This window comes from Amycolatopsis sp. NPDC051106 (genome assembly GCF_040682775.1).
Classification (GTDB): Bacteria; Actinomycetota; Actinomycetes; order Mycobacteriales; family Pseudonocardiaceae; genus Amycolatopsis.
Window position 1 is genome coordinate 218,459 of record NZ_JBFBBQ010000001.1, and the last position, 25,010, is coordinate 243,468.

General features: G+C 70.9%; 28 protein-coding genes. 19 read left to right on the plus strand and 9 right to left on the minus strand.

Features of this window, described 5'->3' with window-relative positions; translation table 11 throughout:
• The first annotated feature begins 7 nt into the window (after positions 1-7).
• From AB0M83_RS01020 to AB0M83_RS01070, 11 genes are all read left to right on the plus strand, one after another.
• The gene (locus AB0M83_RS01020; RefSeq protein WP_364510494.1) at positions 8-769 is read left to right on the plus strand and encodes an ABC transporter ATP-binding protein; all 762 of its coding nucleotides are present in this window, start codon (positions 8-10) and stop codon (positions 767-769) included.
• A complete protein-coding gene (locus AB0M83_RS01025) occupies positions 769-3,216 on the plus strand; it encodes an ABC transporter permease (protein WP_364510496.1) in 2,448 nt (815 codons plus the stop codon). The genes AB0M83_RS01020 and AB0M83_RS01025 overlap by 1 nt, the downstream gene beginning before the upstream one ends.
• A 27-nt stretch (positions 3,217-3,243) precedes the next feature.
• Positions 3,244-3,807, plus strand: coding sequence for an orotate phosphoribosyltransferase (gene pyrE / locus AB0M83_RS01030; protein ID WP_086671745.1), 564 nt, complete (start codon positions 3,244-3,246; stop codon positions 3,805-3,807).
• Between the two features lie 112 nt (positions 3,808-3,919).
• On the plus strand, positions 3,920-4,483 hold the full coding sequence (locus tag AB0M83_RS01035) for a sigma-70 family RNA polymerase sigma factor (protein ID WP_364510499.1): 564 nt from the start codon (positions 3,920-3,922) through the stop codon (positions 4,481-4,483).
• A complete protein-coding gene (locus AB0M83_RS01040; RefSeq protein ID WP_364510501.1) occupies positions 4,474-5,043 on the plus strand; it encodes an Asp23/Gls24 family envelope stress response protein in 570 nt (189 codons plus the stop codon). Before AB0M83_RS01035 ends, AB0M83_RS01040 begins: the two co-directional genes overlap by 10 nt.
• Entirely contained in the window at positions 5,040-5,396 is a 357-nt protein-coding gene (locus tag AB0M83_RS01045) for an Asp23/Gls24 family envelope stress response protein (protein WP_364510504.1), read from the plus strand. Before AB0M83_RS01040 ends, AB0M83_RS01045 begins: the two co-directional genes overlap by 4 nt.
• Positions 5,393-5,704 (plus strand): hypothetical protein, encoded by a 312-nt coding sequence (locus AB0M83_RS01050; protein WP_364510507.1) that lies wholly within the window; start codon positions 5,393-5,395, stop codon positions 5,702-5,704. Before AB0M83_RS01045 ends, AB0M83_RS01050 begins: the two co-directional genes overlap by 4 nt.
• Positions 5,705-5,773: 69 nt before the next feature.
• On the plus strand, positions 5,774-6,211 hold the full coding sequence (locus AB0M83_RS01055; protein WP_364510510.1) for an Asp23/Gls24 family envelope stress response protein: 438 nt from the start codon (positions 5,774-5,776) through the stop codon (positions 6,209-6,211).
• A 25-nt stretch (positions 6,212-6,236) separates the two neighbouring features.
• The gene (locus AB0M83_RS01060; RefSeq protein ID WP_364510512.1) at positions 6,237-6,401 is read left to right on the plus strand and encodes a hypothetical protein; all 165 of its coding nucleotides are present in this window, start codon (positions 6,237-6,239) and stop codon (positions 6,399-6,401) included.
• A 111-nt stretch (positions 6,402-6,512) separates the two neighbouring features.
• The gene (locus tag AB0M83_RS01065) at positions 6,513-6,905 is read left to right on the plus strand and encodes a DUF2784 domain-containing protein (protein ID WP_364510515.1); all 393 of its coding nucleotides are present in this window, start codon (positions 6,513-6,515) and stop codon (positions 6,903-6,905) included.
• 14 nt (positions 6,906-6,919) lie between these two features.
• Positions 6,920-7,576, plus strand: coding sequence for an RNA methyltransferase (locus AB0M83_RS01070; RefSeq protein ID WP_364510517.1), 657 nt, complete (start codon positions 6,920-6,922; stop codon positions 7,574-7,576).
• Here the strand turns inward: AB0M83_RS01070 and AB0M83_RS01075 are convergent, their stop codons facing one another.
• Together AB0M83_RS01075 and AB0M83_RS01080 are read right to left on the minus strand one after the other, a co-directional pair.
• The gene (locus AB0M83_RS01075) at positions 7,577-8,557 is read right to left on the minus strand and encodes a cellulase family glycosylhydrolase (RefSeq protein ID WP_364510520.1); all 981 of its coding nucleotides are present in this window, start codon (positions 8,555-8,557) and stop codon (positions 7,577-7,579) included. It abuts the gene before it with no gap.
• Positions 8,558-8,639: 82 nt separating this feature from the next.
• A complete protein-coding gene (locus AB0M83_RS01080; RefSeq protein ID WP_364510523.1) occupies positions 8,640-10,775 on the minus strand; it encodes a molybdopterin-dependent oxidoreductase in 2,136 nt (711 codons plus the stop codon).
• A 71-nt stretch (positions 10,776-10,846) separates the two neighbouring features.
• Here AB0M83_RS01080 and AB0M83_RS01085 point away from each other — a divergent pair, with 71 nt between their 5' ends.
• Positions 10,847-11,875, plus strand: coding sequence for a glycoside hydrolase family 76 protein (locus AB0M83_RS01085; RefSeq protein WP_364510526.1), 1,029 nt, complete (start codon positions 10,847-10,849; stop codon positions 11,873-11,875).
• On the opposite strand, the gene AB0M83_RS01090 is transcribed toward AB0M83_RS01085, so the two are convergent.
• From AB0M83_RS01090 to AB0M83_RS01100, 3 genes are all read right to left on the minus strand, one after another.
• A complete protein-coding gene (locus tag AB0M83_RS01090) occupies positions 11,840-12,361 on the minus strand; it encodes a GNAT family N-acetyltransferase (protein ID WP_364510529.1) in 522 nt (173 codons plus the stop codon). The genes AB0M83_RS01085 and AB0M83_RS01090 overlap by 36 nt on opposite strands.
• A 33-nt stretch (positions 12,362-12,394) precedes the next feature.
• Positions 12,395-13,261, minus strand: a complete 867-nt coding sequence (locus AB0M83_RS01095; protein WP_364510532.1) for a substrate-binding domain-containing protein — start codon at positions 13,259-13,261, stop codon at positions 12,395-12,397.
• Positions 13,262-13,330: 69 nt separating this feature from the next.
• Positions 13,331-14,368: a LacI family DNA-binding transcriptional regulator gene (locus tag AB0M83_RS01100; protein WP_364510534.1), complete on the minus strand. Its 1,038-nt coding sequence runs from the start codon at positions 14,366-14,368 to the stop codon at positions 13,331-13,333.
• Between the two features lie 120 nt (positions 14,369-14,488).
• Between AB0M83_RS01100 and AB0M83_RS01105 the strand changes: the two genes are divergently transcribed.
• The 7 genes from AB0M83_RS01105 to AB0M83_RS01135 all read left to right on the plus strand — a co-directional run bounded on the left by AB0M83_RS01105 (position 14,489) and on the right by AB0M83_RS01135 (position 20,131).
• Positions 14,489-15,505, plus strand: coding sequence for a substrate-binding domain-containing protein (locus tag AB0M83_RS01105; RefSeq protein WP_364510537.1), 1,017 nt, complete (start codon positions 14,489-14,491; stop codon positions 15,503-15,505).
• Positions 15,502-16,503 (plus strand): ABC transporter permease, encoded by a 1,002-nt coding sequence (locus AB0M83_RS01110; protein ID WP_364510539.1) that lies wholly within the window; start codon positions 15,502-15,504, stop codon positions 16,501-16,503. The genes AB0M83_RS01105 and AB0M83_RS01110 overlap by 4 nt, the downstream gene beginning before the upstream one ends.
• Positions 16,500-17,306, plus strand: a complete 807-nt coding sequence (locus AB0M83_RS01115) for an ATP-binding cassette domain-containing protein (protein ID WP_364510542.1) — start codon at positions 16,500-16,502, stop codon at positions 17,304-17,306. The genes AB0M83_RS01110 and AB0M83_RS01115 overlap by 4 nt, the downstream gene beginning before the upstream one ends.
• Entirely contained in the window at positions 17,306-18,166 is an 861-nt protein-coding gene (locus AB0M83_RS01120; protein WP_364510545.1) for a PfkB family carbohydrate kinase, read from the plus strand. The genes AB0M83_RS01115 and AB0M83_RS01120 overlap by 1 nt, the downstream gene beginning before the upstream one ends.
• The gene (locus AB0M83_RS01125) at positions 18,163-18,798 is read left to right on the plus strand and encodes a nucleoside/nucleotide kinase family protein (protein WP_086671773.1); all 636 of its coding nucleotides are present in this window, start codon (positions 18,163-18,165) and stop codon (positions 18,796-18,798) included. The genes AB0M83_RS01120 and AB0M83_RS01125 overlap by 4 nt, the downstream gene beginning before the upstream one ends.
• A gap of 2 nt (positions 18,799-18,800) precedes the next feature.
• Positions 18,801-19,541 (plus strand): SDR family oxidoreductase, encoded by a 741-nt coding sequence (locus AB0M83_RS01130; RefSeq protein WP_364510548.1) that lies wholly within the window; start codon positions 18,801-18,803, stop codon positions 19,539-19,541.
• A gap of 176 nt (positions 19,542-19,717) precedes the next feature.
• The gene (locus AB0M83_RS01135; RefSeq protein WP_364510551.1) at positions 19,718-20,131 is read left to right on the plus strand and encodes a VOC family protein; all 414 of its coding nucleotides are present in this window, start codon (positions 19,718-19,720) and stop codon (positions 20,129-20,131) included.
• Position 20,132: 1 nt separating this feature from the next.
• Here AB0M83_RS01135 and AB0M83_RS01140 read toward each other — a convergent pair whose 3' ends face one another.
• The 4 genes from AB0M83_RS01140 to AB0M83_RS01155 all read right to left on the minus strand — a co-directional run bounded on the left by AB0M83_RS01140 (position 20,133) and on the right by AB0M83_RS01155 (position 24,930).
• Positions 20,133-20,801, minus strand: a complete 669-nt coding sequence (locus tag AB0M83_RS01140) for a DedA family protein (protein WP_364510554.1) — start codon at positions 20,799-20,801, stop codon at positions 20,133-20,135.
• Between the two features lie 171 nt (positions 20,802-20,972).
• A complete protein-coding gene (locus tag AB0M83_RS01145) occupies positions 20,973-21,794 on the minus strand; it encodes a YceI family protein (protein ID WP_284749868.1) in 822 nt (273 codons plus the stop codon).
• On the minus strand, positions 21,791-24,403 hold the full coding sequence (locus tag AB0M83_RS01150) for an MFS transporter (RefSeq protein ID WP_364510558.1): 2,613 nt from the start codon (positions 24,401-24,403) through the stop codon (positions 21,791-21,793). Before AB0M83_RS01150 ends, AB0M83_RS01145 begins: the two co-directional genes overlap by 4 nt.
• Positions 24,400-24,930: a MarR family transcriptional regulator gene (locus tag AB0M83_RS01155; protein WP_364510561.1), complete on the minus strand. Its 531-nt coding sequence runs from the start codon at positions 24,928-24,930 to the stop codon at positions 24,400-24,402. The genes AB0M83_RS01150 and AB0M83_RS01155 overlap by 4 nt, the downstream gene beginning before the upstream one ends.
• Between the last annotated feature and the right edge of the window lie 80 nt (positions 24,931-25,010).

A 25,010-nucleotide genomic window follows, 5' to 3' on the forward strand; every position in this document is an offset into this window, starting at 1 on the left:
TTTCCCCATGACAACTGGGTGGAACGAGACAGCCGACGCGGTCCGGCTGGAAGCCGTGCGCAAGGAGTACGGCGAAGGCGTGGTCGCACTCGACGGGGTCTCGATCGCGTTCCCGCGCGGCGGGTTCACCGCGGTGATGGGCCCGTCGGGGTCGGGCAAGAGCACGTTCCTGCACTGCGCGGCCGGGCTCGACCGGCCGACGTCGGGCCGCGTCGTCCTCGACGGCCAGGACCTCGACGGCAAGAGCGAGACCTACCTGACGAAGCTGCGCCGCGACCGCGTCGGCTTCGTCTTCCAGGCGTTCAACCTGCTCTCGGCGCTGACGGTCGAGCAGAACGTCGTGCTGCCGCTGCAGCTGGCCGGCAAGCGCCCGGACAAGCGGCTCGTGGCGCGGATCCTCACGCACGTCGGGCTCGACGGGCGCCGCAAGCACCTGCCCGGGCAGCTGTCCGGCGGGCAGCAGCAGCGCGTCGCGATCGCGCGCGCCCTGGTCACCGACCCGGCCGTGCTGTTCGCCGACGAGCCGACCGGCGCGCTCGACACCCGCACCGCCGCCGACGTGCTCGGCCTGCTGCGCGAGTCCGTCCGGGCGTCGGGCCAGACGGTGATCATGGTGACGCACGACCCGGTCGCCGCGTCCTACGCCGACGAGGTCGTGTTCCTCGCCGACGGCCGCATCGCCGGCCGCCTCTCGCGGCCGACCGCGGAAGCCGTCGCCGAGCGGATGACCCACCTGGGTGCCTGGGACCGGCTGGCGGTGCAGGCCTGATGTTCACCCTCGCGATGCGGACGCTGCGCGTGCGCAAGGGCGGCTTCCTGGCGACGTTCGTCGCCGTGTTCTTCGGCGCGCTGATCATCTCGGCGTGCGGTGGCCTGATGGAGACGGGCATCCGGTCGGAGACGCCGGTGCAGCGGCTGGCCGCGGCGCCGATCGTCGTCGGCGGGCAGCAAACGTTCGAGCTGCCCGAAGAGGACCCGGCGACCCTCGACCCCGACGACAAGCACAAGTTCAAGAACGTGACCCTGCCCGAGCGCGTGCGCCTCGACGCCGCGCTGGCCGCCCGCCTGCGCGCGGTCCCCGGCGTCACGAACGTCGTCGGCGAGGTGAGCTTCGCGGCGCAGGCCGGCGCCGCGAGCGCTCTCGGGCACGCCTGGAACTCCGCCGCGTTGACGCCGTACGCGCTGAAGGGCGAAGCGCCGAAGCCGGGCGAAGTCGTGGTCGACGCCGGGCTCGGGCTCGCCGTCGGGGACACGCTGCCGGTCGCCGCGCACGGCAGCGTCGGCGAGTACCGGGTCTCCGGCATCGCCGAGGCGCCGCAGGCCATGCGGGATTCCGCGTTGTTCTTCTCGGCTTCCGACGCGGACAAGCTCTCCGGGCACCCGGGCCGGTACGACGCCATCGGCGTCTTCGGGGGTGACGTCGCCGCGGTGACGGCGGCCGTCGGCGACGCCGGGATCGTGACGACCGGGACCGACCGCGGCGCCATCGAGTTCCCCGAGGTCGCCACGAGCGGCGAGAACCTCATCGTCCTGGCCGCCGTCTCCGGCGGACTGTCGGCGATGGTCATGGTGTTCGTCGTCGCGGGCACGCTCACGCTGTCGACCCAGCAGCGCCAGCGCGAACTCGCGCTGCTGCGCGCGATTGGCACGACCCCGCGCCAGCTGCGCCGGATGGTCCTCGGCGAGGCGCTGGTCGTCGGCGTGCTCGCGGTCGCCGTCGCGGTCGTGCTCGGCCCGGTGCTCGGGAACTGGCTGTTCGGCGAGCTCGCGGCCCACCACGTCGTGCCGGACGTGCTGGAGTTCGAGCAGGGCTGGCTCCCGGCGACCGTCGCTGCCGGCGCGTCGCTGCTGGCCGTCGTGGCCGCGTCCTTCGTCGCCGGACGCCGTGCCTCGAAGGTCCGCCCGACCGAGGCGCTGGCGGAAGCCGCCGTCGAACGTCGCTGGCTGACGCCGATCCGGCTGATCACCGCGATCCTGTGCTTCGCGGGCGGGACGGCGCTGGCCATCGTCACGGTCGCCGTGATGACCGGCCCGGTCGCGGCCAGCACGGCCGGCCCCGCGGTGATGCTGTGGGCGTTCGGGCTCGCGGCGATCAGCCCGGGAGTCACCAAGGTGACGGCGATGCTGCTGAGCTGGCCGGTCCGGGCCGTCAGCGGGGTCACCGGCCGGGTCGCGCTGCTCAACACCCGCGTCGGCGCGGTCCGGACGGCCGGCGCGGTCACCCCGATCATGCTCGCGGTCGGCATCGCGACCGCCAACATCTACCTGCAGACCACCCAGGAAGCCGTCTCGAACCAGGCGTACACCGAGGACCTGCGCGCGGACGCGGTCGTCGCCGGGCCGGGCGGGCTGGACCCGTCGGTGCTCGGCCGGGTCGCCGCGGTGCCGGGGGTCGCGAGTGCGTCGGAGTACGTCACGAGCACGGTGTTCGTCGACCGGCCGTACGACTCGAACCAGAACGACGACGGCTGGCCCGCGCTCGGCGTCAGCGAGCTGACCGGGAACGCCGTCGAGGTGCCGGCGAAGCTCGGCCGCCAGGTCGGCGACACGCTGTCGCTGCGGCTCGGCGACGGCACGCCGGTGGACGTGCGGGTAGCCGCCGTCGTGAGCCAGCGAGCCGGGTTCGAACGGCTCGTGCTGCCCGCGTCCCTGCTGGCTCCGCACACGACACTCGGGCTCGCTCCGCAACTGCTGGTGCGGGCGGCCGAAGGCATCGACACGGCGACGCTGACTTCGCGCCTTCGCGAGGCGACAGCCGGGTTGCCGGTGGCGGTCGGTGATCGTGACGCGCTGATCGCGGCGCACGCGAAGGGCAACGAGATCGGCGCGTGGGTCAACTACCTGCTCGTCGGGATGATCCTGGCGTACACGGTGATCTCGGTCGTCAACACGCTGGTGATGGCCACGGCCAAGCGGCGCCGGGAGTTCGGGCTGCAACGGCTGAGCGGGTTCACCCGCGGGCAGGTGCTGCGGATGGCCGGTGTCGAAGGCGGGCTGATCGCGGCCATCGCGGTGCTGCTCGGGACACTGGTCTCGGCGGGCGCGATCGTGCCGTTCTGCCTGGTGGTGACCGATTCGCTGCTGCCGTCCGGGCCGATCGCGATCTACCTGGTGGTGCTCGCGATCGCCGTGGTGCTCTCGCTCGTCGCGATCCTCATCCCGGCCTGGGCGGCGACGCGCGGGCGTGCGGTCGACGCCACATCCATCGGTGAGTGAGAACGGCCGTGTGTAAGACTCTCGGCCGTGGCGAACCCCGGGTTGGATCAAGCGGCGAAACTCGAACTGGCCAGGCTGGTCACCGATCTTTCCGTGGTGCACGGAAAAGTGACCCTGGCGTCCGGCAAGGAAGCCGACTACTACATCGACCTCCGGCGGGCGACCCTGCACCACGCGGCCGCGCCGCTGATCGGCAAGCTGCTGCGCCAGCTCACCGCGGACTGGGACTACGTCGCCGCGGGCGGGCTGACGCTCGGCGCCGACCCGGTCGCGCTGGCGATGCTGCACTCCGCGGCGACCGACGGGGTCGTGCTCGACGCGTTCGTCGTCCGGAAGTCCGTCAAGGAACACGGCATGCAGCGGCGCATCGAGGGCATGGAGGTCCGCGGGCAGCGCGTGCTGGCGGTCGAGGACACGTCGACGACGGGCGGCAGCGTGCTCGAGGCGGTCGCGGCCCTGCGTGAAGCGGGCGCGAACGTGATCGGCGTGGTGACGGTGGTCGACCGCGACACGGGGGCGCGCGAGGCCATCGAGAAGGAAGGCCTGGAGTACCGCTACGTCCTCGGCAAGGACGACCTCGGCCTGGACTGAGCGGCGGAGACGGCCGGGGCGGATCGCGCTGATTCGCCCCGGTGACCCAGGTCACCGACAATCACCCCGTGACGTTTCCCGCGCTTGCGTGTCCTCCTCCCGAGGAGGTGCCGTGACGACCAGCGCGGAGCCCGGTACGCCGCTCGACGACGCGACCCTCGTCGGGCGTGCGAAGGACGGCGATGTCCGGGCGTACGAGCAGCTCGTGCTGCGCTACCAGGGGCCGATGTTCCGGCTCGCCGTGAAGATGCTCGCGCACCGCGGCGACGCCGAGGACGTCGTGCAGGAGGTCTTCCTCAACGCCTGGCGCAAGCTCGGCCAGCTCGGCGAAGACGCGGCGTTCGTCGGCTGGCTCTACCGGGCCACCACGAACCGCTGTCTCAACACGATCCGCGCGCGCAAGCCCCAGGCGGACGTCGACCTCGACACCGCCGAGTCGCCGCGGGCGGACCTCCAGCCGGAGCGGGCCGCGCAGGTCAGCGGCCAGCTCTCGGCGTTGAACGCGGCGCTGGCGCAGCTGACGCCGGAACAGAGAGCGTGCTGGCTGCTGCGCGAGGCGCACGGCCGCTCCTACGAGGAGATCGGCGAAGTCGTCGGCGCGAACACGACCGCGGTCCGCGGCCGGATCGCGCGGGCCCGGGCCCAGCTGGCGGAGGTGATGAAGCCATGGCGATGACGGACTACGAGCTGCCCTGCGAACGCGGTGTCGAGCAGGTGTGGGAGCGGCTCGACGCGGTCGGCGCCGGGCTGGCGGACGAGCACGAGCTGACCTGCCCGCACTGCCGGGCCGCGCGCGAAAGCCTGCTGGCGCTGCGCGAGGCCACCGCGGAGCTGGTGGCCGAGGACGACGTGCCGCCGGCCCTGTTCGGCCGGATCATGTCGGCGGTGCGGGCCGAGGTGCGGCGCGGTTCGATGGTGGCGCTGCCGACCCCGGAACCGGGGTTCGTCGAGATCAGCGAGCAGGCCGTGGCCGCGGTGCTGCGGTACGCGGCGGACACGGTCGACGGGGTCCGGGCGCGACGCTGCCGGGTGCGGACGGGCGCCGACGGCGTCGTAGAAGTCGAACTCACCCTCGCGGTGAGCCTGCGGAACGTCACCGGCGGCGAAGCGCTGGCGCTGGTGCGGGAGCGGGTGACCGCGGCGGCCGCCGCCCGGGTGGGGCTGACGCTGGCGAAGCTCGACCTGCTGGTGGACGACATCTTCGAGGAAGACACTGCCGGGGAGCCAGGGGAATGAGCGTGGACTACGTCATCGCCGATCCGGTGATCGCCTCGGTGGCGGCGCGGGCGGCGATCGGGACGCCGGGCGTGGTGCGGCTCGAACCGGGCCTGCGCGGCCTGGTGACGGCGTGGACGCGAGCTGCCCGCCAACGGTGGAAGGGCCTCGACCCGGCGCCCGCGGACGGCGTCCGGGTCCGCATGGCGGACGGCCGGGTGACCGTCGAGATCGACCTGGTCACGGCGGCGGCCGACCAGGCCGCGGCGGTGGGCCGGGCCGTGCAGCGCGCGGTCCGGCGGTTCGTGACCGAGCAGACCGGCTTGGTCGTCGACGAGGTTTCGGTGTCCATCATGGACATCGAGGTCCGGTGAGCGCGGCCGAAGCCGTCGAGAAGATCGTCGGCGCCCTCACCGCGGTGGACGGCCTCCGCCCGGCGACCCCGGTGTCGCCCGGGACGACGTGGCTGCCGGTGGACTGGGCCGGCCTGGCGGTCGACTTGTCGGCCGAGGTGGTCGAGGTCCGCCTGATCGCGACGCGGCTGCCGATCCCGCCCCTGCTGGAACAGGCCGCGGCGGTGGTGCGGCCGGTGCTGGAGGGGACGGAGTGGGAGCACGCGCGGCTGCGGCTGGTCGTCACGGACCTCGACGGGGCGGCGTTCGCGAGACCCACGTCACAGTGATCCTCCCCCGTCCTGGGGGTCCTTACCTACGAAAAGCCTGGGGGCTGAGGACATTCAGGGAGGATCTCCATGACCGCGACCGCCGAGAAGACCGCCGTGAAGTCCGAGACCGCCACTCTCGTCACGAAGCAGGGCACGACTACGATCGCCGACACCGTGGTGCAGAAGATCGCCGGGCTCGCCGCGCGCGAGGTCAGCGGCGTGCACGACCTCGGGGGTGGCGCGGCGCGGGCGTTCGGCGCCCTGCGCGACCGCATCCCGGGTGCGTCGGCCAGCACCGGCCAGGGCGTCTCGGTCGAGGTCGGGGAGAAGCAGGCGGCCGTCGACCTGCAGATCCTCGTCGAGTACGGCGTCGCCATCGCCGACCTCGCGCGGTCGGTGCGCCGCAACGTCGTCACGTCGATCGAGCAGATGACCGGGCTGCAGGTCGTCGAGGTGAACATCACCGTCAGCGACGTCCACCTGCCCGGCGACGAGGAGCCCGCGCCGAGCGACCGGGTGCGCTGACCTCACCGGGCGTACCGTCGAAGGCATGGACGAGCCGTCGAAGCCCGGCGAGCCGCCGGAGCGGCCCGGGCACCAGCCGCCGTGGAAGAAGCCGCCCGAGCAGTACCCGCACGAGGAGCCGACGAAGTACCCGGCGAAACGCCCCCCGGAATTCCCACCGGGTGTGACGCCTCCGTCACCGCCGGGGTGAACGGGTTGCTCCGGTGGGTTAAACATCACACGACTGGGCACTCTTAGGGGCGGCCGAACTCGATCAGCGGAGTAAAGTCGCTGGTAGGGGGTTCGGCGAAGGGGGCGTGTGGTGGCGAAGTTCCTGGCGGAAGTGACTGTCGCGGTACACATGCTGGCCCTGTTGCTCATCGGTTTCGGGGGCTTCATCGCGTGGCGCCGGCCGAAACTCATCTTCATCCACATGTTCGCCGTGGCCTGGGGCGTCCTGGTCAACGTGGCGCCGGTGCCGTGCCCGTTCACGGCGCTGGAGAACTACTTCCGCCACCAGCAGGGCCTCGGTGACCTGCCCGGCGGGTTCAACGCCTACTACCTGTACGGCACGGTGTTCCCGCAGTCGTGGCTGCCGGCGATCGGAGTCATCGCGATCGCGGTGGTCGGCTACTCCTACGTCGGCGTCTACCACCGCTGGCGCCACCGCGACCACACCGAGGACGCCCGGGCGCACCGCGTCCGCCTGGGCTAGGCGACAATCGGGCGGTGAGCACTTCCCCCGACGCCGGACCCACCGAGTGGGTGAGCCGCGAAGAGGTCGGCGTCGGCCCGTGGCCGGGTGACTGGCCGACGGACGAGCGGTACGACCCCGACCTGCTGCGCGACGGCGACCGCCGCAACGTCGTCGACGCCTACCGCTACTGGCGCCGCGAGGCGATCGTGTCCGATGTGGACCGCCGGCGGCACCCGTTCCACGTCGCGATCGAGAACTTCCAGCACGACCACAACATCGGCACGGTGGTCCGCACGGCGAACGCCTTCGCGGCGGCGGAGGTCCACATCGTCGGCCGCCGCCGCTGGAACCGCCGCGGCGCGATGGTGACCGACCGCTACCAGCACCTCCGGCACCACGACGACGTCTCCGGACTGGTTTCGTTCGCTGCCGAGCAGGGGCTGGCGGTCGTCGCGGTCGACAACACGCCGGGGTCCGAGCCGGTGGAAACGGCTTCGCTGCCGCGTTCGTGCGTGCTCGTGTTCGGTCAAGAGGGGCCGGGGTTGTCCGCGGGCACGCAGGAAGCGGCGTCGCTGGTGGTGTCGATCGCCCAGTTCGGGACGACGCGGTCGATCAACGCGGGCGTCGCGGCGGGGATCGTCATGCACGCCTGGGTCCGGCAGCACGCCGACCTGTCGACGGCCTGGTGACTACAGCCCCCATCCCCAGCGCAGCTGCACCACGCCCGACGCGTTGTTGGTCGCCAAGCCGCTGCCGCTCTGCCGCGTGATCGAGTAGGTGTCGCCCGAGCGCAGGCCGGGCCAGTAGACGACGCCCATCTGCCGTGACCGCGCCAAATCGGTGGTGGCGGCGAAGTACGCCGTGAAGTTGTTGCCGTCCTGGTGCCCGGCGGAGTAGTCGAGTCCCGTCGTCATCGGAGCGCCGGCCTCGTCGATGATGGTGCGCGAGGAGTACGAGCCGAGCCGGTTGCTCAGGTTGGCCGTCCACGCCGAACGGGTCGTGTCCGAGGCCCAGAAGCCGTAGAAGTGCAGCGACAGCAGCGTCCCGGTCAACGCGCTCGCCGCCCCGACACCGGTGACGTTGTCGTTGTAGCCGGTGCCGCTGATCAGCACCCGGCCGCGCGGGATGCCGGAATGGCGGGACAGCCAGGCCGAGCAGAGCGAAACCCAGCTGTTCAGGCTGTAGCCGAACGGCTCGTTCATCGGCTCGAAGTAGACGTTGGCGTTGCCGCCGTAGTCGCTCGTGACCTTGTCCCACATGGTGTTCCACGCGGTCACGTCGTCGACGAGGCCGTCCTTGTTCGCTTCCCAGTACCCGAAGATGACCTTCATGCCGTGGGCCAGCGCCGAGTCGGCGGCGCCCTTGTACCGCGCCCACCAGTCCGAGTTGACGCTCTGCGGGTTGACCGGGAGCCGCACGGTGTTCGCGCCCAGCTGCTGCTGGAAGCCGGCGATGATGCCGTCGGCCTTGGTGCGGACGGCGTCGTAGCTGTCCCCGGCGGTGAGCCCGGTCGGGATGACCCAGCCGTCCACGTAGTTGTCGCGCGCGTCAGCCCAGTTGACGCCGCGGAAGGCGTTGGTGGCGGCGGAAGCGGGCTGGGGAATCGTGAGCAGGGGTGCGGTGAGGACCGCGATCAAGGTGGCACGCAGACAGCGACGGAAGCGGGTCATGCGAACTCCGATGTCCGATGATCGATGTTTACGTCAACATGCCCGCCCGAGAATCCTCTCGGTCCGCGCCGGATGTCAAGCGTCAGGCCGGCGCGACCTCGACCGGGATGCCGTTCAGCACCGAAGTCCCGGACGGCACGTCGAGCAGCGTCTCGTCGGCGACCAGGTTCGAGTTGACGCCGGGGTGCGCGTGCGCCACGCGGGTTCGCGAGCCATCGACGTCGTGGCCCCAGCCGTGCGGGATGCTGACCACGCCCGGCCGGATCTCGTCGGACACCTCGACCGGCACCTCCAGCTTGCCGGCGCGCGAGGTCACCGACGCCAGTGAGCCGTCGGTGAGGCCGAGGCGCGTCGCGTCGGCCGGGTGGACCAGGATCGTGCAGCGGTTTCCGCCGCGGACCAGCGGTGCGAGGTTGTGCATCCACGAGTTGTTCGAGCTCAGGTGGCGCCGGCCGATCAGCACGAGGCCCTCCTCGAGCGGGCGGTCCAGCTCGGCCCGCAGCCGCGGGACGTCGGCGACGACCGGCTCCGGAGCGAGCTCGATCCGCCCGGACGCGGTGCACAGCACCTCGGGGATCCGCGGCTTCAGCGGTCCGAAGTCCATTCCGTGCGGCGCGGCTTCGAGGTCGGCCAGCGTGACGTCGTAAGGGCCGGCGCGCAACAGCAGGTCGACGAGTCGCGCGGGGCCGGTGCGATCGTGGGTGACCTCGAGCTTGGCGCGGCGTGCGACATCGGCGGCGACGAAGTCGTCGAGCGCCGCGACGTCCGCTTCGGGGCCCTGACCGGTGACGATGCCGGTGAGCCGCAGTATTGTCTCCCATTCCTGCGGCAGCTTCGACGGCAGCGTCGCCGGTGTCCAGTTGGCGACGTTGCGCACCGAGAGCTGGTAGAAGGCCAGGTCGAAGTGCGGCCGTTCGAGCGGTGACGGGCCGGGCAGGATGACGTCGGCCTGGCGCGACGTCTCGTTCAGGTAGACGTCGACGGAGATCATGAAGTCGAGCTTCTTCAGGGCTTCACTCAGGCGCCCGGCGTTCGGCGTGCTGAGGCACGGGTTGCCGCTGACGGTGATCAGCGCGCGGACCTGGCCGTCGCCCGGGGTTTCGATCTCGTCGGCCAGCGTCGCGACCGGCAGCTCGCCGACGACCTCGGGGTAGCCGCGCACGCGGCTGTGCCAGCGTCCGACGGCGAACGGCCGCCGGTTCCCGGTCGGCTGGCACGCGGCCAGCGGGAACATCGCGCCACCCGGCTCGTCGAGGTTGCCGGTGAGCACGTTGAGGACGTCGACCAGCCAGCTCGCGACCGTGCCGAACGTCTGCGTGGTCGTGCCGATCCGGCCGTAGACGACGGATTTCTCCGTCGCCAGCTCGAGCGCCATGCGGCGGATCTCGGCGGCGTCGATCCCGGTCCGCGGGGCGACGGCTTCGGGCGTGAACGGCCGGGCCAGCTCGCGGACTTCGTCGAGACCGTTGAGGTGGGCTTCGAGTCGTTTGGGCTGGCCGCGGTTTTCCTCGAACAGGACGTTGACCAGGGCGAACAGCAGCAGCGCGTCGGTGCCGGGCCGGATGGCGTGGTGCTCGTCGGCGAACTGCGCGGTGCGCGTGCGGCGCGGGTCGACGACGACGATCTTGCCGCCGCGCTCGCGGATCCCGCGCAGCCGCCCGCGGATGTCCGGCGCGGTCATCAGGCTGCCGTTCGAGACGAGCGGGTTGGCGCCGAGGATCAGCAGGTGCCGCGTGCGGTCGAGGTCGGGCACGGGGATGGCGAGCGGATCGCCGAACATGGTGCCGGCGGAGTAGTGCTTCGGCATCTGGTCGACCGACGTCGCGCTGTAGAAGTTCTTGGTGCCCAAGGCTTTGTAGAGCACGCGGCCGTAGAGGGTGAGCGCGATGTTGTGCACGCCGGGGTTGCCCGCGTACACCGCGACGGCGTCCCGGCCGTGCTGCTCGAGGATCGGCGGGAGGCGGCGGTCGATCTCGTCGTAGGCCTCCTGCCAGCTGACCTCGACGAACTCGCCGTCGCGCTTGAGCAGCGGCGCGGTCAGCCGGTCGGGGTCGTGGTGCAGCGCACCGAGCGAGGCGCCCTTCGGGCAGATGTAGCCCTTCGAGAAGACGTCGTTCTCGTCGCCCTGCACGCGCGTGACCTGCTGGTTCGCGTCGAGCGTGACCTCCAGCCCGCAGGTCGCCTCGCACAGGGGGCAGGTGACGTGTGCCGTGGTCATGAGTACCTCGCAGGCCTTCGGGTCCTTCAACATACCGAGCGGTATGTCGATGGGCAAGGCAGGATTGCGCCATGGACGTCTCGGCAGCCGAACGCGCGGTGACGGCCAGGCACCTGCGGCGGGTGTGGGGGCTGCCCGGGACGGTGCTGGGCCGCAGCCGCTGGCCGGCTTCGCTCGATCAGCGGGTGCACTGGCACTGGAACTACTGGTGGCAGGCCCACCTGCTGGACACGCTGGTCGACGCTCAGCTGCGGTCGCCCACTTCCGCGCGCCTGGCCGTGATCCGGTCCTTCGTGCGTTCGGTGCGGCTGCGCAACTTCGGCCGCTGGACCAACGACTACTACGACGACATCGCGTGGCTCGGCCTTGCCCTGCAACGGGTTTCGTCGCTGGGTGTCGACGTCGGCCCGGCGGTGGCGGCGATCGACACGCAGCTGCTGTCGGGCTGGACGTCCGCGGCGGGCGGCGGCATCTGGTGGCGCCGCGGCGACGACTTCAAGAACGCCCCGGCCAACGGCCCGGCGGCGATCTTCCACGCGCGGTCGGGGAACCTGACCCGGGCGCGCGCGATGACGGACTGGCTGACGTCCACTTTGGTCGATCCTTCGTCGGGCTTGGTCTGGGACGGGATTCGCGCCGAAACGGGCGAGCTGGTCAAGCACATTTACACGTACTGCCAAGGTGTTTACCTCGGTGCATGCCTGGAACTGTCCTTAGTGGATGAAGCGGCGCGTACTGTCCGCGCGGTGGCTGAGTTTTGCGCCCCAGCTGGCGTGATCCGTGGCCAAGGCGGCGGCGACGGCGGGTTGTTCGGCGCGATCTTGGCGCGTTACCTGGCATCGGCGGCGCGAGTTCTGCCGGAGCCGGAGGCTTCGCTGGCGCGGTCGATGGTGCTCGACTCGGCGGCGGCGTGCTGGTCCGGCGCTGCGGACGCGCCGGAGGGCCCGTTGTTCAGCGCGTACTGGGATCGCCCGGCACCTTGGCCGCTACCGGAAGACGCCCCGGAGCGCGACATGTCGGTGCAGGTGGGCGGCTGGATGCTGCTGGAGGCGGCGGCGACGCTGTCACCAGACGTCGCCGGCCCGCCAGTCGGCGGTTAGCGGCCCGTCCAGTTCGAGCGGCGCCCGGCCGGGGAAGACGTAGACACCGCCGTCGTCCTCCTCGGTGCGCTGGATGCCATCCGGTGTCAGGGCGAAGGTCGGCCCGCGCCAAAGCTGCCAGCCCCGGCCGGCGTACAGCGGCGCCCCGGCCGTGGTCGCGCTCAGCGCACCGACTTCGTACCCGGGCAGCAGTTCTTCCATCGCCGCCATCAACGCACTCGCGACCCCGCGCCGCCGGTGGTCCGGGTGCACGGCCACGCCCTCGACGTACCCGGTGTTCAGCACGCGGTCGCCGTGCAGCAGCCGGCGTTGCACGAGCGAGGCGTGGCCGATCAGCTCGTCACCGTCGAAGGTGAGGGCGTGCATGCCGCCCAGGGTGTTCTCCCAGCCGGGGAGGTCGAAGTCCGCGTACGCGCCTTCGAGCAGGGTTCGGACGGCGAGGAGTTCGGATTCCGGCAGCTGGGCGGTGTGCGCGAGTCGGATCACGTGCTCATTCTTCCGCGCTTGCGCCTGGAGTGGTCAGCAACCGCAGGAGGCGCCGTGCAGGAACCGGGGCGTCAACGACACCGACTCCGGCGGCCGGTCCGGGTCCGCCATGCGGGACAGCAGCAGCTGCACCGCCCGCTGCCCGATGTCCGCCACCGGCTGGGCCAGCGTCGTCATCGCCGGGCTCACCCGGCGAGCCCACTCCATGTCGCCGTAGCCGACCACCGCCAGCTCCGAGCCGATGTGGATGCCGCGGCGGTGGGCCTCGTACTGGACGCCCACCAGCATCGACTCGTCCGCCACCACCAGGGCCGTCGGGGAAGGCCAGCCGTCCAGGAGCTTGGCCGTCGCGCGGGCCGCTCCGCCCGAGGTCGACAACCCGCACTCCACCAGCTCGCGGTTGTACCGCAGCCCCGCCTGCTCCAGCCCCAGCCGGTACCCGCGGACGCGCTCGCGGCTGATGTCCAAGCTCTCGTCGCCCGAAACCAGGCCGATCTTGCGGTGCCGGCCCGACGTCAGGTGTTTGACCAGCGATGCCACCGCGTGCACGTTCTCCGTGCCCACCTGGTCGACGTCGTTGCGGGCGGCGACGCGGTCGACCAGCACCGTCGGCACGCCCATCCGGACCAGGCCGTTGATCACCGCTTCGTCGCCGGCCGCGGGCACCAGCAGCACGCCGTCCACGAGATCCGCCCGCAGCGCGCGGACCAGCGACGCTTCTTCGCTCACCGTGTCGCCCGTGTCGGCCAGCGTGACGTCGCACCCCGCCTGCGCCGCGGCCGCCCTGATCGAGCGCAGCAGCTCACCCGAGTAAGGGTTCGCGTGCGTACCCATCGCGACGCCGATCCGGTGGGTGACCGGGGGGTCCCACAACCGGAGCTCTGGCGAAAGTGCGGTCATTGGCCCTCGCAGACGCTCAGCCGAAAGGTATCCGCTGAGCGCGCACGCCGAGGCGTCAGGACCTCAGAATCACTGATGTGAGTGAACCGGTGGGCAGCCGCACGACTCGCGGTGACGCAGAGTGGGTGCCAGCCGGACCGTCTCGGCCTTGCGCGCGGGGTCGTTGATCCGGGCCAGCAGCAGCCGTACCGCCTGCCGGCCGATCTCCTCGATCGGCTGCGCCATCGTCGTCAGCGGCGGGTCGACCAGGTCCGCCCACTCGACGTCGTCGTAGACCACCACCGGCAGGTCGCGCCCGATCTTCAGCCCGCGCCGCCGCGCCTCGTGCAGCACCCCGACCATCATGCTGTCGTTTCCGACGACCAGCGCCGTCGGTGGCTCGGGCAGCGCCATCAGTGTGCTCAACGCCAGCGAGCCACCCTCGTGCGACGAGTTTCCGCAGGCCACGAGGTCGGCCGACCACGTCAGCCCGGACCGGCCGAGGCCCAGGCGGTAGCCCAGCACGCGCTCCTCGCTCGTCGACAGCCCGGGCGTGCCGCTGATCATCCCGATCCGCCGGTGCCCGAGCGTCCCGAGGTGCGCGGTCAGCGCCGAGGTCGCCTGGATGTTCTCCGTGCCCACCTGGTCGACGTCGGTCCGGGTGGTCAGCCGGTCGATCAGCACGGTAGGCACGTCCAGCGACACCAGCTCGCCGATCACCGGGCCGTCGCCCGGGGCCGGGGTGATGAGCAGGCCGTCGACGCGCCGCGAACGCAGCGCCCGCACGGTGTCACGCTCCGTGCCCGCGGTGTCGTGCGTGTCCGCCAGCAGCACGGTGTAGCCGTGCGCGGAAGCCTCCCGCTCGATCGCCTGCATCAGCGTCGCGAAGTACGGGTTGGCCACCAGCGAGATGGCCATCCCGATCGACCGCGTCCCGCCGGTGACCAGCGAGCGGGCGATCGCGTCGCCGGTGTAGCCGGTCGTCTCGATCGCCCGCAGCACCGCCGCCTTGGTGTCCTCGGCGACCGCCCGCGTCCCGTTGACGACGTGCGAGACGGTCGTGATCGAGACGCCGGCGAGCTCGGCGATGTCCCGCTGGGTCGGCCGGGATGATCTCGGCTGGGGCATGCCAATCCTTTCCGGCAAGCGTTTGCGCAAACGCTTGCGTCCACGGTGCAGTCTGTCTACCTTCCCGACCATCGGCAAGCACTCGCTCACACCGTGTCTTCCATAAAGGGGTGGGAACCCATGAGACAGCGAAGTCTCACCGCACTCACGCTGGCCGCCGTCCTCGTCGCGACGACCGGATGCACCGTCGAACGCCACTGGGGCGGCAGCACCAACACCGGCGGCAGTGGCAAAGCGAAGGTCGGCCTGGTCACCAAGACCGACACGAACCCCTACTTCGTCGAACTGCGCAACTCCGCCAGAGCGGCCGCGCAGGCCAACGGCGCCGACTTCAACGCCCTCGCCGGCCAGTTCGACGGCGACAACGACGGCCAGGTCCGGGCCATCGAGAACCTCATGCAGCAGGGCGTCAACACCATCCTCATCACGCCCAGCTCCTCCACCGGCGTGCTCAAGGCGATCAAGGACGCGCGCGACGCCGGCGTCCTGGTCATCGCGCTCGACACCGCCACCGAACCGCCCGACGCCGTCGACGCCACCTTCGCCACCGACAACTTCGCGGCCGGCGAGCAGCAGGGCGCCTACGTCAAGGCCGCGCTCAAGGGGGTGCCGCCCAAGCTGCTCATGGTCGACGGCACCGCCGGCAGCTCCGTCGACACCCAGCGCCACGGCGGCTTCCTCAAGGGCATCGGGCTGACCGACGGCTCGCCGGAGATCAAGGGCCACACCGCGGCCAACGGCGACCAGAGCCTCGCCCAGCAGGGCATGGAGAACCTGCTGCAGCGCAGCACCGACATCAACGCCGTCTACTCGATGAACGAGCCGATGGGCCGCGGCGCGTACGCGGCGCTGAAGGCCCGCGGGCTCACCGGCCAGATCGTGATGGGCTCGATCGACGGCGGTTGCGAAGGCGTCCAGAACGTCAAGGACGGCCAGTACGCCGCGACCGTCATGCAGTTCCCCAAGAAGATGGCCGAACAGGGCGTGCTCGCGGCCGTCGAGTACGCGAAGACCGGCAAGAAGCCGACCGGGTTCGTCAACACCGGGTCCGCCGTGATCACCGACAAGCCGCTGCCCGGCATCGAAAGCCACGACACCGCGTGGGGCCTGCAGAACTGCTGGGGAGGCTCGAAATGACCACAGCCACCGTCGCTCGTCCGTCCACGAAGGAACGTGAGTCGCTCGGCGAGTTCTTCCTCCGCGCCCCCGCGGTCGGCCCGGCTCTCGCGCTGATCGTCGCGATCGTGGTGTTTTCGCTGGCCACGGACACGTTCTTCGACCTCGACAACCTGTCCACGGTGGTCCAGCAGTCGCTGGTCGTGGGCACGCTCGCGCTGGGCCAGACGCTCGTCATCCTCATCGCGGGCATCGACCTGTCCAACGCGGCGTCCATGGTCGTCGCGACGCTGATCATGGCGAAGCTCGCCGCGGCCGGCACCAACGGCTTCGTCGCGCTGCTCGCCGGAGTCGTGCTGACGATCATCGTCGGCATCTTCATCGGCGGCCTCGCCACGCGGATCAAGCTGCCGGCGTTCATCATCACGCTCGGCACGTTCACCATGCTGACCGCGGTGTCGAAGCTGATCGCCGGCGGCCAGGCCGTGCCGGTGACCGACGGGCTGCTGCAGTGGCTCGGCACCAAGCGGTACCTCTTCGGCGGCATCCCGATCACCTACGGCATGACGCTGGCGCTGCTGATGTACCTCGGCGTCTGGTACGCGCTGACGAAAACCGCGTGGGGCAAGCACGTCTACGCGGTCGGCAACGCGCCGGAGTCCGCGCGGCTGTCCGGCATCAAGGTCAACCGCACGGTGCTGTCGGTGTACATCGTGGCCGGGCTGACCTTCGGCATCGCGGCCTGGCAGGCGCTCGGCCGGACGCCGAACGCCGACCCGAACCAGTTCCAGCTCGGCAACCTCGACTCGATCACCGCCGTCGTCCTCGGCGGGACGAGCCTCTTCGGCGGCCGCGGCTCGGTGCTCGGGACGCTGATGGGCGCGCTGGTCGTGGCGGTGCTGCGGTCGGGCCTCACGCAGATGAACGTCGACGGCAACTACCAGGACCTCGCCACCGGGGCCCTGCTGATCGCCGCCGTCGTGGTGGACCGGATCGCGAGGAGGCAGCAGCAGTCATGACCGAACCGATCCTGCAGGCCCGTGGCCTGGTGAAACGCTACGGCCGCGTCACCGCCATCGACGGCGCCGACTTCGACCTGCTGCCCGGCGAGGTGCTCGCCGTCGTCGGGGACAACGGCGCCGGGAAGTCGTCGCTCATCAAAACCCTGTCCGGAGCGGTGATCCCGGACGCGGGCGAGATCAAAGTGGACGGTCAGACCGTCCACTTCAAGTCCCCTTTGGACGCTCGCCACTACGGGATCGAGACGGTGTACCAGGACCTCGCCGTCGCGCCCGCGCTCGACATCGCGTCGAACATGTTCCTGGGCCGGGAAAAGCGGCTCAAGGGACCCTTCGGGCTGTTCCGCAAGCTCGACACCGCGACCATGCGGTCGGAGGCGCAGCGGATCCTCGACGAGCTGGGCATCAACATCAAGTCGATCTCCCAGCCCGTCGAGACGCTCTCCGGTGGTCAGCGCCAAGGCGTCGCCGTGGCCCGCGCGGCCGCGTTCGGCACCAAGGCCGTGATCATGGACGAGCCCACCGCCGCGCTCGGCGTCGCCGAGTCCGGCAAGGTGCTCGACCTGATCGGCCGGATCCGCGACCGTGGCCTGCCGGTGGTGCTGATCAGCCACAACATGCCGCACGTGTTCGACATCGCCGATCGCATCCACGTGCACCGCCTCGGCAAGCGCGTCGCGGTCGTCTCGCCGAAGACGCACTCGATGAACCAGGTCGTCGGCCTGCTCACGGGGGCGTTGCGGCTCAACGAGAACGGCGAGATCGAAGAGGCGGCAGCCGCGACCCACGTGGCCGGCTTGTAATGAAGGTGCTGCTGGCGGGCTTGTGCACCGTGGACGTCGTCCAGCGGGTCGCCGAGCTTCCGGCGCCGGGCGAGAAGGTGCAGTCATTGCGGGTGGACGTCGCGGCCGGGGGGCCCGCGACGAACGCCGCGGTGACGGCCGCCGCGCTCGGTGCCGAGGCGACCCTGCTGACCGTCCTCGGTGCACACCCGCTGGCGGCCCTCGCCCGCGCCGACCTCGAAACGTGCGGCGTCCAGGTGGTCGACCTGGCCCCCGAACGCACCGACCCGCCTCCCGTGAGCGCGGTGGCGGTCCGCGACCGCGACGGCGAGCGCACCGTCGTCTCCCGCAACGCCCAAGACCGCACTTTCCTAGAGAAAGCTCCGTTTTTTGGGGCGGAGGAGGCTGGAGGGGCTGATGTGGTGTTGCTTGATGGGCATCACCCGGAACTTGCGCTCGCTGTTGCGAAGGCTGCCAGGGCCGCGGGGGTGCCGGTCGTGCTCGACGCCGGGAGCTGGAAGCCCGTGCTCGACGAACTCCTCCCGCTGGTCGACGTCGCCGCCTGCTCCGCCCACTTCCGGGCGCCGGAGCCGGGCCTGCACGAGCGCGGCGTCCCGACCGTCATCACCACCGCGGGGCCCGCCCCGGTGCGGTGGTCCACTGCGGACGGCGGCTCGGGTGAGGTGCCTGTCGCGGACGTGGAAGCGCGAGACACACTAGGTGCGGGAGACGTCTGGCACGGCGCGCTCGCCGTGGCCATGACGCGCGAACGGACGGTGACGGACCGGATCCGTTTCGCCAACGAGGTGGCCGCCGAACGGGTGCGGCAGGTGGGACCGCGGTCGTGGACGACCGCGATCGCAGGAAGGAACAGGACATGACGGCGTTCGACGACCTGCTGGCCCGGGCCGAGGGCCTGACCGTGCGCGGGCAGCGCAACGTGCTGGGCATCATCGGCGCGCCCGCGTCCGGCAAGACCACGCTGGCCTGGGCGCTGGCCAACGCGCTCGGTTCGCGGGCCGCGGTGGTCGGCATGGACGGCTTCCACCTCGCGCAGGTCGAGCTGCGCCGGCTGGAGCGCACCGAGCGCAAGGGCGCGCCGGACACGTTCGACGCGGCCGGCTACTTCCACATGATCAAGCGGCTCGCCGAAGGCCGCGAGACGGTGTACGCGCCGGAGTTCCGCCGCGAGATCGAGGAGCCGATCGCCGGGGCCGTCGCGGTGCCGCCGGAGGTCCAGCTGGTGATCACTGAGGGTAACTACCTCCTGCTGCCGGACGACCCGTGGAGCGCCATCCGGCCGCTGCTCACGGAGGCCTGGTTCCTCGCGCCGGACGAGCCCGAGCGGATCGAACGGCTGGTGTCGCGCCACCGCCGCTACGGCCGTTCGCTGGTCGAGGCCCGGCGGCGCGCGCTCGGCTCGGACCAGCGCAACGCCGACCTCATCTCGCAGACGCGCGACCGCGCGGACCTGGTGCTCGAAAACCTGCCGCTGGCCAACTTCGCGATCTGACGATGACGCTCATCGTCACCGGCGGCAGCCGGGGGATCGGCGCGGCGATCTGCGCGCTGGCGGCTCGGCGCGGGCACGACGTCGTGGTCAACTTCTCGGGCGATCCCGGTCCGGCCGAGGAGGTCGCCTCGCTGGTTCGTTCGCACGGCCGTGCCGCCCTGGCGGTCCGCGCGGACGTCGCGAGCGAGGACGACGTCCGCGCGCTGTTCGACGCGGCCGCCGAGCTGGGGCCGGTGAAAGCGCTGGTCAACAACGCCGCGATCGTCGGCAACACGCCGGGGCGGCTCGACTCCTACGCCGTCGAGGTCGTCCGGCGCACGCTCGACGTCAACGTCACCGGGGTGTTCCTGTGCTGCCGCGAGGCGGTCCGCCGGATGTCGACGCGGTACGGCGGCGACGGTGGCGCGATCGTCAACATCTCCTCGACAGCCGCGCGTACGGGCTCGGCCGGGGAGTGGGTGCACTACGCGGCGTCGAAGGCCGCCGTCGACACGCTGACGTTCGGGCTCGCCCAGGAGGTCGCGGGCGAAGGCGTGCGGGTCAACGCGGTCGCGCCCGGGATGATCCACACCGGTCTGCACGAAGCCGCCGGCCTGCCGGACCGGATGGCGAAGTACGCGCCGCAGATCCCGATGGGCCGCGCCGGGCAGCCGGCCGAAATCGCCGAGGCGGTGCTGTTCTTGCTGTCGCCGGCGTCGTCGTTCACCACCGGTGCGGTGCTCGACGTCGGTGGCGGCCGGTGACCGTCCGAGCACCTTCCGATATACCTGAATGACTTTCAGTCACCGGCGTCCGCCTGCTGAGACGCCCGGAGACGGCGAGATCACGATCGGACGGGGAACTTGGTCACCCTCGTTTCGGCCGGCGAACGCTGTGCAACTCTGGGGAGCCGCCACGCGAAAGGACGGCTTCCCAAGCCATGGCAAAACTCATGTCCGTGCACCACCTCGCGCTCACCGTGACCGATGTGGACCGCAGCGTGCCCTGGTACGTGCGCGTCCTCGACCTCGAGGAGGTCACCCGGCGCGAAGAGCCGGACACGGGACTGCGCAAGGTCGTGCTCCGGTCCGCCGGGGACGAGTTCTCCGTGGTGCTGGTCCAGCACGCGGACACCGGAAGACGCGGGTTCGACGAACGCAGAACCGGGCTCGACCACGTCGCGTTCCGCGTGCGCTCGACCGCCGAACTGACCGAATGGGAGGGCCGGCTCGCCGAGTTCGGTGTCTCGTACCTGCCGGCCGCGCCTTCGCGGACGTTCGAAGGCTCGAAGGTCGTGGTGTTCCGCGACCCGGACGGCATCCAGCTCGAAATCTGGGCCGACCCGGAGCTGTGAGTTAGGCGCGGGCGTCGTCCGTCTCTTCGACGGGGCGCCGCATCTCCTGGCGGTAGCGAAGCACGCCGTACCCGGTCCCGACGACGAAGAACGCGATGCTGATCCACAGCGCAGCCGTCTTCAGCCACGGCAGCGCGTCCAGCAGGCCGGCGCCGTAGTAGCCGAGCAGGACCAGCGTCGGCACCCACAGCAGGCCGCCCAGGGCCGTTGCCGCCATGAAGCGGCGCGGGTCCATCCGGGCGGCTCCCGCGATGAGCGGGGCCAGCGTGCGGATCCACGGGATCCACCGGGCCGCCACGATCGCGAAGAAACCCCGTTTGTCCAGGAACCGCTGCGCGCGGTCGAGGGCCTGGCGGTTCAGCACCTTGCCGTCGCGGCGCGCGATGAACTTGGTACCGCCGGTCCGGCCGATGTAGTAGCCGATCTGGTTGCCGAGCACGGCGACGATCAGCGCGGCCCCCGAGAGGAACCACGCGTTCGCGTCCGAACCGTGCTGGGCCAGCACCACGCCGGCCCCGAACAGCAGCGAGTCGCCGGGCAGGAACAGCCCGATGATCAGCGCGCATTCGACCAGCACGAAGCTCAGCACGATGACCCAGACGAGCAGCGGGCCGGCGGTGTCCAGCCAGCTCACGCCGACGCCCGCGGCTTCGGTGCTCACGACGTTCACACCCGGAGCCTACGTGGCCCGAGTGAACTCCCCGCGGCTAACAGCCGAATCGAGCTGTCCGAAAGGTGCGGGTTCGACATGCCGTGAAGGCCCCCTTACCGGCTGTAGGAACCGTGAAGGCCTCCTTCCCGGCTTCTTGGGCCGGGAAGGAGGCCTTCACGGATTTGCTTCTCAGAACTGCGGAAGTGACTCGCCCTGGACCGCTTCGACGTCCAGCTCGATCTTCACCGTCGTGCCGACCGCGGCGACGCCGGCCCGGACCATCGCGCTGTAGTTGATCGCGAAGTCGTTCCGGTGCAGCGTCGTCTCGGCGTGGAACGCCACGCGCACGCCGCCCCACGGGTCCGGGCCCCAGCCGCCGTAGGTCAGCTCCAGCTCGATCTCACGACGCTCGCCGTGCAGCGTCAGGTCACCCAGCAGCGTCCACGAGTCCACGCCGCGCTGGCGCATCCCGGTGCTCGCGAACGTGATCACCGGGTGGACGTCGACGTCGAGGAAGTCCGGCGACCGCAGGTGGTCGTCGCGCATCCGGATGTTCGTGTCGATGCTCGCCGCCTTGATCTCGGCGTGCACGGACGACCGCTCGGCCGGGCGGCCGATCTCGATCCGGCCGGACACGTCCGGGAACCGCGCCTTGATGCTCGCGATGCCCAGGTGCCGGGCGGTCGCGACCACCGACGAGTGCATCGGGTCGATCACCCACGGCCCGGCGGGCGGCAGGTCGATCGCCTCGGCGACCGGGGCCAGCACGACGTCGCCGAGCGAGCCCGAGCCGTCCGAAGCGACCTGCGCCATCCGGGCGACCGGCGTGTACCCGGCCGCCGTGACGACCGCGGTGTAGGTCCCGGGCGCGAGCGCGTCGGTGACCACGTCGCCGCGGACGTCGGCCGCCTGCCGGGCCACCTGCCGCCCGGCCGGGTCGGTCACGGTGAGCACCGCGTGCTCCACCGCCCAGCCCTCGGCCGTGCGGAAGGTGGCGCGCAAGCCGGTCATGACCGGTCGACCAGCTCGTCGAGGGCCTGGTCGTAGCTCAGCCGGACGTCGTGGCCGGCTTCGCCGCCGGTCAGCTCCACCTGGCTGGTCGCCGGCGGGTAGCCGCTCGCGACCACGGTGTACGCGCCCGCGGGCAGGTCGCTCACCAGGTACCGGCCTTCGCCGTCGGTCCGGGCCACGGCCGCGACGTTGCCTTCGGCGTCGAGCACGGTGATCCGCGCGTCCGGGACGACCCGGTCGCCCTCGGTCCGCGCGACCCCGCTCAGCTGCACCGAGCTGGACAGCTCGACGTCGTGGCGCAGCACGCCGCTGTCCGGCACGGTCAGCGTCACCGCGACGGGCCGGTGGCCCGCGCCGCTGGCGACCAGGGTGTAGGCCCCGGCGCCGACCCCGACGAAGGCGTAGGTGCCGTCCGTGGTCGTGATGAACGCGCCGTTGACCTCGCCGCGGCTGTCGGTCAGCGTCACCGTGACGTTCGCCAGCGGGGAGCCGGTGGCGGCCGCCCGTACAGTGCCGGTCAGCTCGCCGGACCCGGTGAGCGTGACGTCGACCGTCGCCGGCCCGTTGCCGATCACGACGCTGGAGGCCTGCGGCTGGTGGCCGTGGGCCGACACGATGAGGACGTACGCGCCCGGACCCTGGCTCGGGACCGAGTAGCTGCCGTCTGGGGCGCCGGTGGCCCGCGCGACCTGGCGGCCGCGCTGGTCGATCAGGGTCAGCGCCGCGCCCGAGACGTGGCTGCCGTCCTGACGGCGCACGTGCCCGACGACCGGCACGCCACCCGTGCCGACCGGAGCGTCCAGCTCCGAGTCGGCGATCGAGTTCGTGATCGGCATCGGCAGCGCGCCCGACACGGCCTGGTAGTCGCCGTGCCCGTTGGTGCTCAACGCGTGCTTCCCGCCGCCGACCAGGGCCGGCTCACGGTCGAGCGGCTTGACCGGCTCGACGATCTCGGTGGGCTCGTCGGTGAAGTCGTGCTCGTGCTCGTCCGCCTCGAGCAGCGCCTCGCCGCCCTCCATGGCCGCCGCGGCCGGGGCCGCGTTGGTCAGCGGGATCTCCTTCATGAACAGCAGCACCACCGTGGCCAGCAGCGCCACCGCGCCCGCGATGTAGAACACCGTGGTGATCGACTCGGTGAAGCCGACCAGGATCGGCGTCTTGATCGCGTCCGGCAGCGTCTGGATCACGCTCGTGTTCTCGGACAGGTTGCCGATGCCCGCGCCGGCGCCGGCCGGCAGCTGACCGCCGAACGCCTTCGTGATGTTCGGCATCAGGGTGTTGAACAGGACCGTCAGGAAGATCGCGACACCCGCGGTACCACCGATCTGGCGGAAGAACGTCGCCGACGCGGTCGAGACGCCCATGTCGCTGCGCGGGCCCGCGTTCTGCACCGCGATGATCAGCGTCTGCATGCACTGGCCGAGGCCGAGGCCGATGATGGCGGCCGCGACCAGCGGGTGCCACAGCGGCGAGTCGTACTCGACCTGTGCGAAGAAGAACGCGCCACCGGCGATCAGGATGGTGCCGATGATCGGGAAGATCTTGTAGCGCCCGGTCTTCCCGGTGAGCCGGCCCGAGACGATCGAGCTGGTCATGATGCCCGCCATCAGCGGCAGCATCAGCAGCCCGGACTCGGTCGGCGTGTAGCCCTGCACGACCTGCATGAACTGCGGGATCATCGTGATCGCGCCGAACATCGCGACACCGACGATGACACCGCCGATGATCGCCACGGTGAACGTCGAGTTCTTGAACAGCCGCAGCGGGATCAGCGCGGCGTCCTTCATCCACCGTTCGATCGCGATGAACGCGATCACGCCGACACCACCGACGACGTAGCAGAGGATTGCCTTGCCGTCTCCCCAGCCCCACTTCTGGCCCTGCTCGGCGACGACCAGGAACGGCACCACCGCGACGACGAGTGCGAGCGCGCCCCACCAGTCGATCTTGTGCTCGTGGCGTTCGTGCGGGACGTTCAGCACCCGGGCGACGACGAACAGCGCGAGGATGCCGATCGGGACGTTGATCAGGAAGACCCAGCGCCACCCGTGGATGTCGTAGCCGAAGATGCTGCCGGCGTGCTCGATGCCGGCGAAGAAGCCGCCCAGCACCGGGCCCAGCACGGTGGACAGGCCGAACACGGCGAGGATGTAGCCCTGGTACTTCGCCCGTTCCCGTGGCGGCACGATGTCGCCGAGGATCGTCATGGCCAGCGACATCAGGCCACCGGCGCCGAGGCCCTGCACCGCGCGGAACGCGGCCAGTTCGTACATGGACTGGGAGAAGGCCGAGGCCAGCGAGCCGATCACGAAGATCGTGATCGCGGCCAGGTAGAACGGCTTGCGGCCGTAGATGTCGGACAGCTTGCCGTAGATCGGCGTGACGATCGTCGAGGTGATCAGGTACGCCGTGGTCGCCCAGGCCTGCAGGTCGAAGCCGTGCAGGTCGTTGGCGATCTTGACGATCGACGTGCCGACGATCGTCTGGTCGAGCGCGGCGAGGAACATGCCGCACATCAGGCCGCTCAGGATCGTGACGATCTGGCGGTGGCTCAGCCGGGGTGGTTGACCCACCTCGGGCAGGGCCGGCGTTTCGGTGGTGGAACTCATGCGTTGGCCCCCTTGGCCGGTGCACCGGCGGACGCGTTCGCGTCGGCCAGTTGTGGAGAGTGGTTCTCGATACCTGTGTTGAGTCGGCCGAACAGCTTGTTCAGGGTCTGGATCTCCCCTTCGGTCCAGTCCCCGAGTACGTCGGCCAGCCATTGGTTGCGCTGCTTGCGGTTCTCTTCGAACACCCGCATGCCCTCGCTGGTCGGCGCGAGCAGGCAGGCCCGGCCGTCTTCGGGGTCCGCCTGGCGCTCGACCAGGCCGTGCTGGACGAGGGAGCTCGACTGCCTGCTGATCGTGGAGATCTCGGAGTGGAGCGACTCGGCCAGCCGGCTGGTGCGCTGCGGGCCCTCGTGGATGAGGGTGAAGAGGATCGCGTAGGCCGCCCGCTCGATGCCGTCCGGTCCCTGCTTGGACACCTGGGACTTCGCCTTGTTGATCAGGCGGACCAGGCGGACGAGCTCGTGCCCGAGCTGGTCGGCGAGGTCCAGTTCGGCCTTGGGCCGGATGGCGGAGCTGTTCGGTGCCATGAGGGATCCTTCAACGGCGTTGGTTGGCGGCTGCAACTAGTTGCCTCAGGCAAGGATGTGCCTTCACTAGCGGTTATGCA